This window comes from Thalassotalea sp. HSM 43 (assembly GCF_004752005.1).
In the GTDB taxonomy this organism is placed as follows: Bacteria; Pseudomonadota; Gammaproteobacteria; order Enterobacterales; family Alteromonadaceae; genus Thalassotalea_A.
The window spans coordinates 3,473,961-3,487,615 of the sequence record NZ_CP038493.1 but is presented as its reverse complement, the minus strand read 5'-3'; the positions used below and the strand labels follow the sequence as shown (position 1 = coordinate 3,487,615).

The window sequence follows — 13,655 nt, the reverse complement described above, 5'->3', positions numbered from 1 at the left end:
TTATAACAACTGCGCGCTAAATTAAAATATGCTGGCTCTGATTCCAAGCATTTAATCTTGAAAAACGGCGTTTGCTAGGCAAACTGTATTAGTGTTGCTGAAAATTGCTCATAAATTCTGCCATCCGTTGCTCAAGCTGCTGCTGAGTAAGATCTTCTTTATGGGTACCAATTGTCCATACATGGCCAAATGGATCTTTAACGGTTGCGGTTCGGTCGCCATAAAACTGGTCGGTCAGTGGTCGCAATTCAGTTGCGCCAGCGGATATCGCTTGTGCGAACATGGCATCACAATCATCACCGTAGAGCATTAAACTGACTCCCGCACCGCCAAGTGTTTCAGGCGACACAAAGCCCATTTCGGGATGCTCATTGGTGAGCATTATATGTGAATCGCCAATTTTGATTTCGGCATGAGCAATGCGACCGTCAGGCATATCAAGGCGCAATACCAATTGCGCGTTAAATGCGTGCTGATAAAACTCAACGGCCTTTTCAGCACCGTTGCATACCAAGTAAGGCGTTATTGAATGAAATCCTTCTGGGATTGCTTTAACCGACATAGCTGTACCTTATCTAACATGACTTATTAGTTAAGGTATAGGCTATTTTAACAGGAGTGCATAACCTAGCGATTAACCTTGCGAGACATTGCGGTTAACCGCGACAATCACCAGATAAAAACTGTGGGTCTACATTGGTTTTATTTTCGCCGACAGCAAGCAAACCTTGCGCCGGTTGATCGTAGCCACACAACCAACTTATTGGACTCGTTGGGCTACCATCCACAACCATAGGTCTAAACGTTAAATACTTGCCCTGTAACGGTTGTGGCACATCATTACCAAGTAAAATATGAAACGCGCCATTATCAACAGTCACGCTTTTGATCTTGTTGGTGATCAATTTATCAGCATCAGGTAAACCGGCATCACTGTTGGTTTTAGGAAAGGACAAATTTTCGCTGTAATACTCTGTTATAGGCAGGCGTAAATTTCCGGCATAAGTCATCGGCTCTGCCATGTGCGCTTTTAAGGTATAGGTTGAATATGCCGGTAAAGCGATCGCTGCTAAGATGCCGATAATGGCAACAACAATCATCAACTCAATGAGTGTAAATCCTTTTAACTTCATTATATTAACGCTCCCATACTAAAAATTGGTTCATACATAACACTGATTAAATAACCGATAAGTGCATATAGGCTTATTTCAATAACCCTAAAGCAAAGTCCTAAATATTTTTCTAATTGAACAGTTAGACTCTGCCCTTTTTCGGTTAACAAGGCGGCTAATTCACTGTCTACATCAATACCTGCCGAGCGCAATTGAGCCAGCTTTTTCATTGTCGCTTGTGTACTATCTTCTGCCGCTAAAACAGGCGAAAGTAGTAACGTGGAAAAAGAATCCAACTGCCTATTTAACTTACGTGAAAATAACCATCGGTCGCGGCGCTGCCTTTGCACAAAAGCCTGTTCAATGTTGATAATTTGTCGTCGCAATAAATAACAAAATAGGATCATCAATGGCGCGGCAATCAGCGACAACGTATAGACACTGTCAAAGGCCAAAAATGCAGCGGATAACTGGCCACCAAACATGCTGTACATATCAACGAAGTTAGGCAGTATATACCACTTAAACAAGGTGGCAATGAACAGGTACATGACCGTTAAAATAACCATGTAGTTTATTGAACGCAGGTATTTTGACTCTGTCACAGCATTAACCGTAACAGAATTTATATCGAGCTGATTATACGCAGATAACGCTGTTAATAGACGGTTATCGTCCGGTAACGTCAGTAACCGTTGCAAAAGCTGTTTTGGTGCGCCAGACAGTTGCGCATTGTTGCTAAACAAATCGCTTAAGTCTAACCGACGCAATGTGTCTAGTGCTTGTTGCTTCGTTGCCCCCTGCTCTAATTGCTTATGCAGATAACGACAATGAAAATGAAATAGTGCCCAGCTCATAAATCCCTTTATTCTGATGTCATTTGAATCGCTAAGTTAACGCACTATCTCTACTCTGACAACTGTAAGTTTTCGTAAAACCTGTTTATTTGGGTTGTGATTTAAACGGAAATATTTGCTGTTTAACCATGCCGTCAGGCACATAATCACCCACCACACCGTATTCATCAGGCCACTCTTTCTCATCTTTTACGGCGGTACCTAATAGATAATCTAGAAACGAAAAATGCGCAGCATAGTTACGATCAATGGCGGCTTTATCGGATGAATGATGCCAATGATGAAACTGCGGGGTGACGATTATGTATTGCAACCAGCCAAACTTGATGCGCACATTAGCGTGATTAAACACCGCTTGAATACCAACAATGATCACATAAATATCAATAACCGATTTAGAGAAACCAAGAATAAATATCGGCGTCAATACCAGACAGCGGGTCACGATTAACTCTAAAAAGTGTTGCCTTGAGCCGGCTAACCAATCCATTTTCTTGGCACTGTGATGAATCGCATGAAAACGCCATAGAAACGGCACTTCATGATACAAACGATGGGTTACGTACTGGAAAATATCCGCCACGAGAATAATTAACAACACCTGTAATATGAATGGCATTTGTTCAATCACTGAACTGATTGAATCGCTTTGCGCCCAACCAAATGCACCATGGACAAAGTGGTTAGTTACCAATAAAACAAAGCCAACCAATAGATGATTAACGAAAAAATGGTGCAAGTCGGTTTTCCAATCATCACGTAAAATAGGCTGCTCTTTTCTATGTGGTAATAATTTTTCGATAAAGATAAAAATAAGCGTAGAACCGAGTAAATCGAGAATAAACCAATCAAGGCCAATGTATGGTGTGTTATCCGGAAAGTCGCCTACTTCAACAGTGTGACCGCCAAGCATCATGGTAATGATGAGGAATAACCACGCCACAGCACCCAAGCGCTTATTGGTATTGCGAACGAAGTTTAACAAGCCAAGACTGCCGGATAAGACCATGCCGTAAAACATCACTTGCCTAAGGATCTCAACATCGTAATTGGCTCTTAATTCTGGGGTACTAAGGTATTGAGGAAAGTGAAAAGCAACGACTCCCATAAAGGACAAAATTGCCAACATGCATGCAAGGTAACCACTGATAGCGCCTTCACCAAAGCGAAATTCAGTAGAGCGAAAAATTTTATCCGATAACTGTCTCATGGGTGCCCCTTTTATTATTCGTTCTCAATCCATAACCATCGACCAGAAAAGATACAAAACCATAGTATCGAATCGCTGAGCAATGTCAAAGCTTGCACACCAGTACAAAACCCACATCAAAGCCAGTAACACGAAAAATAGTAGAGAAAAATATATTTTATTATGAGAATCAGTTCATTAGCTCAACATCACGGTTTAGTGGTGATTGCGACTGCTATAATCACGTTACAACGGATCTTTTCGCCAAGTTCGGACGTAATAACAATATGAACTTTTTATCTCCTTTATTTTCTTCTGCCGTGGTGACCGGTATGATTTTTTCACAAACAGTCAGTGCCGCCTCGCCGGTCACAGAGAGAGCGTGGTACGTGATTAACGACGGAGTGATGGGTGGGCTTTCTCACAGCCAAGTTGATATTCACGAAGACACGCTGATTTTTACTGGTCATGTGTCACTCGAGAACAATGGCGGTTTTGCTTCTATCCGAACCATCATGACGGCCATTCCCGGTAGCAGTCAAATACAACTGACCTTACTCGGTGATGGCAAAGCCTATCAACTTAGATTACGCACCACAGAAAGCTTTGATGGCCCAGCATTCGTGCATGAATTCACGCCTCCTAAAGGTGAATGGCAAACCTTTACTGTTGAAGCCAGTGATTTTCACTTGCAATATCGAGGACGAAAACTGCAATCGGATCGTCAATTAAAACTCACTGACGTTAAGCAAATAGGCTTTTTAATCGCTGGCAAACAACAAGGTGACTTTACCCTACATATAAAATCATTACGTTTTTTATCAAGTATTTAGAATACACCTGCGCTAAAAAAAGGCCGCAAATGCGGCCTTTTTTACGCTAAAGCTTTAGTCATTAATTAAGTGATTTAACACCCATGTTGTAAAGCGTGAAGCCAAAGATATCAGCGTACTGCTCGATGCTCTTGCTCACTGGCGTACCGGCACCATGACCTGCATTGGTTTCAATACGAATCAAGGTTGGCGCATCGCCGGCTTGCTTGGCTTGTAATTCCGCCGCAAACTTAAATGAGTGAGCTGGCACAACACGATCATCGTGATCCGCTGTGGTTACCATGGTTGCAGGGTAACTGACACCGTCTTTAACATTATGAGTTGGCGAGTAGCCTTTCAAGTAGTTAAACATCTCTTCACTCTGTTCAGAGGTGCCGTAATCGTATGCCCAACCAGCGCCCGCAGTGAACGTGTGATAGCGCAGCATATCCAATACACCAACGGCAGGTAAGGCAACCTTAACTAAGTCAGGGCGTTGAGTCATAACCGCACCCACCAATAAACCACCATTTGAACCACCGCGAATTGCCAGATAGTCACTTGAGGTATAGTTTTCACTGATCAAGTATTCGCCAGCAGATATGAAGTCATCAAATACGTTTTGCTTTTGTAGTTGAGTGCCTGCTATGTGCCATTTTTTACCGTATTCACCGCCACCGCGAAGATTAGCAACCGCATAAATACCGCCTTGTTCCATCCAAACCGCATTGGCGACAGAAAAGCTCGGCGTTAAGCTGATATTGAAACCACCGTAACCATACAAAATGGTTGGGTTGCTACCATCGAGTTTAAGGGCTTTCATGTGACTGATGATCATCGGTACCTTAGTACCGTCTTTTGACGTGTAGAAAATTTGTTTCGAGACAAAGTCATCGCTGTTCACTTTCGCTTTTGATGCCATGTAGACATCTGACTTGCCACTGTTAACATCAAAGCTGTAAATCGTTGACGGTGTGGTGTAGTTATTAAACGAATAATACAGCGTTGTTTCATCTGTCTTACCAGATAAGCTGCTAGATGAACCAACACCTGGCAAGCTCACTTCGCGCACCAATTTGCCGGTCATGTCGTATTGCATCACTTTTGAGATAGCATCAACCATGTATTCTGCGAAAATGTATCCGCCACCAACCGTTGGAGCTAACACATTATCGGTTTCAGCAATCAAATCTTTCCAGTTTTCGCTGGTCGGAGACTTTGCATCAACGGTAACGACTTTCTTATTTGCCGCATCTAAGTTGGTAACGAAATACAAAGTATCGCCGTCACTATGCAGCAATGATGTATCCGAGTCAGTGTGGTCTAATACGGTAACCAATTCACTGTCAGGCTTGCTTAAATCTTTCATATAAAGATCGTTACCTGATGTTGAAACCGCACCATAAATAAATAAGTAGCGACCGTCTTCTGTGACTTCACCAGAGACATAGCGACGTTTTTGCTCGTCTGTGCCACCAAAGATTAACGCATCTTCTGATTGTGGCTTGCCTAGCTGATGATAATACAGTTTGTGTTGATCGGTCTTAGCCGACAATTCACTGCCTTCTGGTTTATCGTAACTTGAATAATAAAAGCCTTCGTTATTAAACCAAGAAATACCAGAGAATTTGACATCAACTAACGTATCACCCAATTGCTTGCCGGTTTTGGTATCAATAATAATGATTTTACGCCAGTCACTACCGCCTTCAGAAATTGAATAAGCCGCTAATGAACCGTCTTTTGAAAAGCTAACTTGTGACAGCGAGGTCGTGCCGTCTTCACTAAAGGTATTTGGATCGAGAAAAACCTCTTCATTTCCGTCAGCGTCTTTGCGATATAAAACGTATTGGTTTTGTAAACCGTCATTCTTATAGAAGTATTGATATTCGCCTTCTGTGTACGGTACGCCAACTTTTTCGTAGTTCCATAATTCTTGCAAACGTTGCTTTAATTGTGCGCGATACGGAATTTGCTCTAAGTAATCGAACGTCACCTTGTTTTGGGCTTTAACCCAAGCACCGGTTTCTTCACTTCGATCGTCTTCTAACCAACGATATGGGTCAGCGACTTTAACGCCAAAATACTCATCGACAACGTCTCCTTGACGTGTTTCAGGGTAAACCAATTTGGTAGCGACTTGTTCGCTCGCTTTTTCTTCAACAGCAGTATCTGTAACTACAGGAGCCGGTTTTTCAGCGGCTTTATCGCCACATGCAGACAAAAGGACTGCTGCAACGGTGATTGCCAGTGATTTTTTCATCATTATTATTTCATTAATCGTGAATGGAAGACCAAGAATATATGCGATTGAAGAAAATGTCTAACTCTATGAATAGGATAATGATTGGTTAGATTTGATTGGCTAGCTGTAAGACAACGTCAGGGTTACAAAGATGTTATGAACGCCGCAATGCCATACGTCACTGGATAAAATAACCGGCATAATTTCAGGTCATCATAGCGCAGCAAAGCCCAACAAAACGCAGAGCAAACTGCGTACTTAGTTGGAGCTTAACAATATGAGTTAAGTGAAGATGGGCTAGCTTAGACTAATTAATCAGCTGCTAGCTTTGATATTTTAACTTTTGTGCCGCTTGTGCGAGTGCTTCGGTATCTAAACCAAGTTCGCTGACCGCGTCTTTGATTAACGCAGGGTTGCTCATCACTTGCATTAAGATCGGTTGCAGCCTGTCTTGAGGGATATCCAATTGGGTAATCGTCGCCATCGCTACCATCGGGTTCTCGGTCATTTGCTGGAACAAATCAGTGATCTGTTCATCTGAAATATTTTCCTGTTTAAGTAGTGCGATAATTGGATTCATAATCTGTGTATTCCTTTTAGTATTCTTTTAATATAGAAGTGCCTAGGACGTTTTTTCAAGGCAAGTAACGAAATAAAACCGTAACCATTATATCTTTTCAAGGGGTCAGAACTCTTGAAAAGCTTGTAGACAGCGCTTTGGCTATTCTACTCGTAGTAAAAATACCTACATTTATTTAACGATGTTCTATTAATGTACGAAAGTGCCGATTAATCCTATTATATGTTGCTCGATTTACTCCCTAACTTACTTTTTAATCTTCTTATGATTGTTCTAGAATAGCCTAGGAGAAAGTCGAATGAAGTGATTACGCGCAACTCTATGAGTGTACAGCCCCCTTGAACAGTAAAAGTAAGTTTCAAGTGTTCTGACCCCTTGAAACTGTCTTAAGAAAAACGCGGGCATAAAAAAGGCCGCTTACGCGACCTTTTTCTAAAAACAGGAGGTGATTACCAGCCTGTTTTCTCTTTAAGTGCTACACCGATGTCAGCTAGGCTGCGTACCGTTTTAACACCAGCAGCTTCTAGTGCTGCGAATTTGTCGTCTGCAGTACCTTTACCACCAGCGATGATGGCACCAGCATGGCCCATACGCTTACCAGCAGGCGCAGTAACACCAGCAATGTAAGAAACAACAGGCTTAGTTACATTCGCTTTAATGTACTCAGCCGCTTCTTCTTCAGCTGTACCGCCGATCTCACCGATCATAACGATAGCTTCAGTTTGAGGGTCGTTTTCGAACATCTCAAGTACGTCAATGAAGTTAGTACCTGGGATAGGGTCACCACCAATACCAACACATGAAGACTGACCGAAACCAGCATCTGTTGTTTGCTTAACGGCTTCATACGTAAGCGTACCTGAACGAGATACGATACCTACTTTACCTGGCTTGTGGATGTGACCTGGCATGATACCAATCTTTGACTCGCCCGGAGTGATAACACCTGGACAGTTAGGACCGATCATGCGAACGCCAGTTTCTTCAAGCTTAACTTTAACGTCAAGCATGTCTAGCGTAGGAATACCTTCAGTGATAGTAACGATTAGTTCGATACCAGCATCGATAGCTTCTAAGATAGCATCTTTACAAAATGGCGCTGGAACGTAGATAACTGTTGCTGTTGCACCAGTTGCTTCAACCGCTTCACGTACTGTGTTGAATACAGGAAGACCTAAGTGCTCTTGGCCGCCTTTGCCTGGTGATACACCACCAACCATTTGCGTACCGTATGCAATTGCTTGCTCAGAGTGGAAAGTACCTTGACCACCAGTGAAACCTTGACAGATAACTTTAGTATCTTTGTTAATTAATACAGACATTATTTGCCCTCCGCAGCAGCAACTACTTTTGTAGCAGCGTCGGTTAATGATTCAGCAGCGATGATATCAACATCAGAGTTAGCTAATACTTCACGGCCAGCTTCAGCGTTAGTACCTTCAAGACGTACAACAACAGGAACGTTCACGCCTACTTCTTTAACAGCACCAATGATACCTTCTGCGATCATGTCACAACGAACGATACCACCGAAGATGTTTACTAATACAGCTGAAACGTTGTCATCAGAAAGGATGATTTTGAATGCTTCTGCAACACGTTCTTTAGTCGCGCCACCACCAACATCAAGGAAGTTAGCAGGCTTGCCACCGTGTAGGTTGACGATATCCATGGTACCCATAGCAAGACCAGCACCGTTAACCATACAACCAACGTTACCGTCTAGAGCTACGTAGTTTAATTCCCACTGTGCCGCATGTGCTTCACGCTCATCTTCTTGAGATGGATCGTGGAAAGTACGGATTTTTGGTTGGCGGTAAAGCGCGTTTGAGTCAACGCCGATTTTACCGTCTAAACAGTGAAGGTTACCTTCTTCTGTTACAACTAATGGGTTGATTTCTAGTAGATCGAAATCGTGATCCGTAAACATGTTGCCTAAACCCATGAAGATTTTAACAAATTGCTTCATTTGAGTTGGGTTTAAACCAAGTTTGAAACCTAGTTCACGTGCTTGGTAAGCTTGAGGACCAACTAGTGGATCGATAGCAGCCTTGTGGATTAGGTGCGGAGTTTCTTCTGCAACCGTTTCAATATCAACACCACCTTCAGTTGATGCCATGAATACTACGCGACGAGAACCACGGTCTACAACAGCACCTAGGTATAATTCGTTAGCGATGTCAGTACAGCTTTCAACTAAGATTTTAGCAACTGGCTGACCATTTGCATCTGTTTGATAAGTAACTAGGTTTTTACCTAACCAGTTTTGTGCGAACTCTTTGATTTCTTCTTTTGAGCTTACTAGCTTAACACCGCCAGCCTTACCGCGACCACCAGCGTGAACCTGAGCTTTTACAACCCACATATCACCGCCGATCTTGTCAGCAGCCTCTGCAGCTTCTTGAGGGGTATCGCATGCGAAACCTTCAGAAACTGGTAAACCATATTCAGCGAATAATTGTTTCGCTTGATACTCATGCAAATTCATGGTGTTTCCCAATTGCTATATGAAATGAACTTAGTGTATGAAAATCAACAGAAATTGAGTAAATACACTAAACGTTTATAATTTTGCCGCTGATTATATAGATAAAACACGGCAGTTTAAAGCCCCATGTAACAGTTTCATAACGAAACATTACATTACACAACACATTTCCCGAAAAACCCCGAAAAATCAGGCGATATGACACCCTCAGCAAGTGGTTTGACGAGTTAAAATAAGGTGTGTGATTGGATGAATTTATTATGACAAAGACAAGTCGAGTGTCGTTGACTATTTATGCGCTTTTTTGCTCCATGGGCATAGCTTGGCTATCAAGCAGCTCAAGACTCACCGATTGACGCTTGTTTACAACCTCGCCAACGATGATCAATGCAGGCCCTGCCAGCGAATACTTACTCATATCGGTGGCAATATTGCTCAACGTCGAGCACACCACTTGTTGCTCACTCAAACTGCCCTTATCAATGATGGCAATGGGCATGTCATCTCGCATACCGTGAGCGATCAGTCTGTCGCTTATGGTCGCGACTTTATTAAGGCCCATATAGAACACTAATGTGTCTTGTTCGTGCGCCAATAAACGCCAATTAGCTTCCTGGTCTTTGTTTTTCAACGACGCCGTGACAAAGCGAACCGACTGGGCGCAATCCCGATGGGTTAATGGAATTCCAGAATAAGCAGCACACGCTGTGGCTGCAGTAATACCGGGAACAACGGCAAAATCGATATTATGCTGCTGCAAGATTAAGGTTTCTTCAGCAAGACGACCAAAGATACTTGGATCACCACCTTTTAGGCGAACGACACGTTTACCCTGTTGAGCTTTCGCTAACAGAAGCTGGCAAATCTGGTCTTGTTTTAAGCTATGTTGGCCGCACTTTTTACCGACAAAAAGTACTTCCGCCTGTTTGGGGAAATATTGATAAATATCTTCGTTAACCAACCAATCGACCAAAATAACCTCAGCACTTTGTAATATGCGATAGGCTTTAAGGGTTAACAATTCGGCATCACCAGCCCCTGCGCCAATCAAATACACTTTCGCATTAGCGCCATGACTAGGCTTGTCTTTGTATGCCGTTTTTGGCGGCAATGAAAAGCGTTTAATGTTGTCGGTCATAGCTTGCTTTACTGAACGAAACGCAGCCACTAAATCGATGTTGTTTTTAAATAACGTGGTAAGTGTCATTGGCATTTCTCCATTGCGATAAGGTTTGTATCGGCGCTCGCTAACATGCGGCTTAATTCAGGTTTGCAACTGCCACAGCCAGTGCCACATTGCAGCTTCTCGCCAAGCTCTTGCACCGTATTTGCGCCTTGCTCTATGGCCTGACTTATGTGTTTTTGATAAACATTGAAACAACTGCACACTTGCTCACCATTAACGAATTTGTCGCCAACTTGGCCGGTCAATAGTGCGGTTTTATGTTGATTTAGCAGTTCATTCTGGGCAAATAACTCACTTAACCATTGGCTATTGGGTGGTGCGGTAACCGCGTTATTATCGAGCGTTTGATAATCAACGTAGATTGCAAGTTGGTCGCCGTGCATGGCAATTAAGCGTTGCTGACCATCTGCCGATGACATCAAGCGCAGCCATTTAAGTTGCGCTTTAAATTGATCTTGTAAGCTGTCAATCAACTCAGTAGCACAATCGCTCTGCTGCTCTTGATATAAACTAAATTGCACGAAACCTTGTTGCGGACAACGCTGTGAAAAAGACAATCTATTGGCATCAAATTGCTCTGCCAATTCTGTCGTCATGGCGATATGCAGCTGAGCACTGACCAAGACTTTACTTGCGTGCGCTAATACTTGCTTACTCTGAGGTTGAGCCGATACCGGGTCGACTACGGTGCGATATAAACTGGCGGCATTAGCGTGAGAAGCAAACTGTCTATTCCAATGAATCGGCATAAAACCTTGGCCCGGTTTTACGTCAGAGGTAATTTGTGCCGACAGCACCACGCGTTCAGCTCGCGATGTCAGTGCAATAAATTGGCCGTCATCTACATTAAGTCGCGCCGCGTCCGTTGGATGGATGCTTAATTGCGGACTGCTGGTGTGGCGGTTAAGTTGATGAGCACGAGCGGTGCGAGTCATTGTGTGCCACTGGTCGCGCACTCGACCACTATTAATCAATAATGATATTTGCGCTGTAGATGGCGTGTCTTGCTGTGCCTTAGTGCGCGGTGCGGCTTGAGGCGCCGTCAATTCAGGTAATACCGGGGTCACGGCAATAAAACGTGCTTTGCCGTTTGTTGTTGAAAAACGGCCATCACTAAACGGTCTGTGATACTGCAGTTGACCGATTTTATTCGTCTTTAATGGCCATTGTTGTGGTTTAAGTGTGTCGTATTGCTCAATGCTATGACATTGCATGGCACTGATATCAAACAAGCGCTGACCTTGATTTTTCTCACCCGACAAACGACAAAACTCATCAAATATTTGCTGTGGATGTTGATAGTCAAAGCCTGAGAAATTCATCGCTTTGGCGACATCACAGATAATTTGCCAATCATGCTTAGCCTGACCGGGCGCCTCAATCATGCCCCGTTGGCGAGAAATACAGCGTTCAGAATTGGTCACAGTACCATTTTTTTCAAGCCAACCGGTCGCTGGAAACTTAACGTTGGCGTATGCCAAGGTGTCATTTTTGTCGACGCAGTCAGACACCACCACCAAATCGCACTGTTGCAGTGCTTGGATAACTTTATCGCCTTCAGGCAAACTGACAACAGGATTAGTCGCCATAATCCAAATGGCTTTGATTTTACCCGATAACATTTTATCAATGATGTGCGTTGCACTGGCACCGGCTTTATCGGCAATGACTGGTGATTGCCAAAAATTCTGCACTAATGAGCGGTGCTCTGCATTATCGATATCAAGGTGTGCGGTAAGCTGATTGCTTAAGCCACCAACCTCTCGCCCGCCCATGGCATTTGGCTGTCCGGTAATCGAAAACGGACCACAGCCCGGTTTGCCTAAAGTCGCCGTCGCTAAATGGCAATTGATGATGGCATTACATTTATCGACACCTGAATTTGATTGGTTGATGCCCATCGAATAAAAACTGACCACCTTGTCGGTCGAGGTAAATAATTGAAACGCTTGTTGCACTTGCTCGAGTGGCAATTGGCAAAATGAGGCGACTTTTTCAGGCGTCCAAGCAATGGCCTTTTCTAATGCGGCAAACAAATCGTCGGTGTGTTCGCTGACAAAACGGTTGTTAATAAGACCTTGGCAGGCGATATAGGCAAGCAAGCCATTATAAAAACCAGCATCACTGCCTGGCTCTAACTGTAAATGCAAATCAGCCATTTCAGATGTGGCTGTCACTCTAGGATCAAGCACGACAATGGTCAGGTTTGGGTTGTTTTGTTTCGCCAACTGCAAACGTTGAAACAATACAGGATGGGTCCACGCGGCATTTGAGCCGACCAGAAAAATCACATCGCATTGTTCAAGATCACGGTAATCACAAGGCACCACATCTTCACCAAAGGCACGCTTGTATCCAGCCACGGCCGATGACATACATAAACGTGAATTGGTGTCGATATTGGCACTGCCAATATAGCCTTTCATTAATTTATTGGCGACGTAGTAGTCTTCTGTCAGTAGTTGCCCTGATACATAAAAAGCCACAGAGTCGGCACCGTATTGGGCAATTGTTTGTGCAAACCTTTCAGCGACATATTCGGTTGCCTGATTCCAGCTTACGGTTTGCTCATTGATTTGTGGCGCAAGCAAGCGACCTTGTTCACCCAACGTATCGAGCAGATGCGTGCCTTTGACACACGTTCTTCCCGCATTTGCCGGATGAGACTCAGCGCCTTGTAATTTAACCGCTTTGCCATTGTGAAGTTCTATATCGAGTCCGCAACCGACACCACAATAGGCACAGGTTGTTTGTTTTCGCTCGCCATAAAACCCCTTGTTGCTTGCACTCATATCAGCTCAATACTCCGTTACAACAAAACTTCAACCATGTCGTTTTCGATGCGAACATCAAAGGTTTGCAATTGCATGTCTTCTTGTTGCAAACATCGACCATCGGTCAGTGCAAATTGTTGTTTGTATAACGGTGAGGCGATAACCGGTTCATCATTAACCGAACCTAAGATCCCTCGGTATATCACCATGGCTTTGCCAATGGGATCGTAATTGGACACCGCAAATAACTGCTGTTGTCGTTCTAAATGAAAAATGGCGATTTGTTGTTGCTTGAGTAAGGCACATACCCCTGCATCTTTTAATAACTCGGTTTTCGGACAAACCGCATACCAGCTTTTATCATGTGCTTTGGCGATACTTATATCAGTCATAAATGCTCCTTGGAGAT

The 13,655-nt window shown here is 43.5% G+C and carries 12 protein-coding genes; 1 reads left to right on the top strand and 11 read right to left on the bottom strand.

Annotated elements, in window-relative coordinates:
* Positions 1–88: 88 nt before the first annotated feature.
* The 4 genes from E2K93_RS15305 to E2K93_RS15290 all read right to left on the bottom strand — a co-directional run bounded on the left by E2K93_RS15305 (position 89) and on the right by E2K93_RS15290 (position 3,182).
* Positions 89–562, bottom strand: coding sequence for a VOC family protein (locus E2K93_RS15305; RefSeq protein WP_135439927.1), 474 nt, complete (start codon positions 560–562; stop codon positions 89–91).
* Between the two features lie 94 nt (positions 563–656).
* Positions 657–1,133: a pilin gene (locus E2K93_RS15300; protein ID WP_135439926.1), complete on the bottom strand. Its 477-nt coding sequence runs from the start codon at positions 1,131–1,133 to the stop codon at positions 657–659.
* Entirely contained in the window at positions 1,133–1,972 is an 840-nt protein-coding gene (locus E2K93_RS15295) for a hypothetical protein (protein ID WP_135439925.1), read from the bottom strand. The genes E2K93_RS15300 and E2K93_RS15295 overlap by 1 nt, the downstream gene beginning before the upstream one ends.
* A gap of 85 nt (positions 1,973–2,057) precedes the next feature.
* A complete protein-coding gene (locus E2K93_RS15290) occupies positions 2,058–3,182 on the bottom strand; it encodes a sterol desaturase family protein (protein ID WP_135439924.1) in 1,125 nt (374 codons plus the stop codon).
* A gap of 266 nt (positions 3,183–3,448) precedes the next feature.
* On the opposite strand from E2K93_RS15290, the gene E2K93_RS15285 reads away from it, so the two are divergent.
* A complete protein-coding gene (locus E2K93_RS15285; protein ID WP_135439923.1) occupies positions 3,449–3,994 on the top strand; it encodes a CIA30 family protein in 546 nt (181 codons plus the stop codon).
* 61 nt (positions 3,995–4,055) lie between these two features.
* Here the strand turns inward: E2K93_RS15285 and E2K93_RS15280 are convergent, their stop codons facing one another.
* From E2K93_RS15280 to nirD, 7 genes are all read right to left on the bottom strand, one after another.
* On the bottom strand, positions 4,056–6,239 hold the full coding sequence (locus tag E2K93_RS15280; protein ID WP_228445353.1) for a prolyl oligopeptidase family serine peptidase: 2,184 nt from the start codon (positions 6,237–6,239) through the stop codon (positions 4,056–4,058).
* Positions 6,240–6,540: 301 nt separating this feature from the next.
* Positions 6,541–6,798 carry a DUF2999 family protein gene (locus tag E2K93_RS15275; protein WP_135439922.1) on the bottom strand — a complete coding sequence of 86 codons (258 nt, stop codon included), beginning with the start codon at positions 6,796–6,798 and terminating at the stop codon, positions 6,541–6,543.
* Positions 6,799–7,247: 449 nt separating this feature from the next.
* Complete coding sequence (gene sucD, locus E2K93_RS15270) at positions 7,248–8,120, bottom strand: succinate--CoA ligase subunit alpha (protein ID WP_135439921.1); 873 nt, start codon at positions 8,118–8,120, stop codon at positions 7,248–7,250.
* Positions 8,120–9,286: an ADP-forming succinate--CoA ligase subunit beta gene (gene sucC, locus E2K93_RS15265; RefSeq protein WP_135439920.1), complete on the bottom strand. Its 1,167-nt coding sequence runs from the start codon at positions 9,284–9,286 to the stop codon at positions 8,120–8,122. The genes sucD and sucC overlap by 1 nt, the downstream gene beginning before the upstream one ends.
* Before the next feature lie 292 nt (positions 9,287–9,578).
* Entirely contained in the window at positions 9,579–10,493 is a 915-nt protein-coding gene (gene cobA / locus E2K93_RS15260) for a uroporphyrinogen-III C-methyltransferase (protein ID WP_189637791.1), read from the bottom strand.
* Entirely contained in the window at positions 10,490–13,264 is a 2,775-nt protein-coding gene (locus E2K93_RS15255; RefSeq protein ID WP_135439918.1) for a molybdopterin-dependent oxidoreductase, read from the bottom strand. The genes cobA and E2K93_RS15255 overlap by 4 nt, the downstream gene beginning before the upstream one ends.
* 17 nt (positions 13,265–13,281) lie before the next feature.
* Positions 13,282–13,638 carry a nitrite reductase small subunit NirD gene (gene nirD, locus E2K93_RS15250; protein ID WP_135439917.1) on the bottom strand — a complete coding sequence of 119 codons (357 nt, stop codon included), beginning with the start codon at positions 13,636–13,638 and terminating at the stop codon, positions 13,282–13,284.
* Positions 13,639–13,655: the final 17 nt, after the last annotated feature.

Coding starts and splice junctions, on each gene's coding strand:
- cobA (WP_189637791.1), bottom strand. CDS start 10,493: ATGACACTTACCACGTTATTTAAAAACAACATCGATTTAGTGGCTGCG.
- E2K93_RS15285 (WP_135439923.1), top strand. CDS start 3,449: ATGAACTTTTTATCTCCTTTATTTTCTTCTGCCGTGGTGACCGGTATG.
- E2K93_RS15305 (WP_135439927.1), bottom strand. CDS start 562: ATGTCGGTTAAAGCAATCCCAGAAGGATTTCATTCAATAACGCCTTAC.
- E2K93_RS15300 (WP_135439926.1), bottom strand. CDS start 1,133: ATGAAGTTAAAAGGATTTACACTCATTGAGTTGATGATTGTTGTTGCC.
- E2K93_RS15280 (WP_228445353.1), bottom strand. CDS start 6,239: ATGATGAAAAAATCACTGGCAATCACCGTTGCAGCAGTCCTTTTGTCT.
- nirD (WP_135439917.1), bottom strand. CDS start 13,638: ATGACTGATATAAGTATCGCCAAAGCACATGATAAAAGCTGGTATGCG.
- E2K93_RS15255 (WP_135439918.1), bottom strand. CDS start 13,264: ATGAGTGCAAGCAACAAGGGGTTTTATGGCGAGCGAAAACAAACAACC.
- sucD (WP_135439921.1), bottom strand. CDS start 8,120: ATGTCTGTATTAATTAACAAAGATACTAAAGTTATCTGTCAAGGTTTC.
- E2K93_RS15275 (WP_135439922.1), bottom strand. CDS start 6,798: ATGAATCCAATTATCGCACTACTTAAACAGGAAAATATTTCAGATGAA.
- sucC (WP_135439920.1), bottom strand. CDS start 9,286: ATGAATTTGCATGAGTATCAAGCGAAACAATTATTCGCTGAATATGGT.
- E2K93_RS15295 (WP_135439925.1), bottom strand. CDS start 1,972: ATGAGCTGGGCACTATTTCATTTTCATTGTCGTTATCTGCATAAGCAA.
- E2K93_RS15290 (WP_135439924.1), bottom strand. CDS start 3,182: ATGAGACAGTTATCGGATAAAATTTTTCGCTCTACTGAATTTCGCTTT.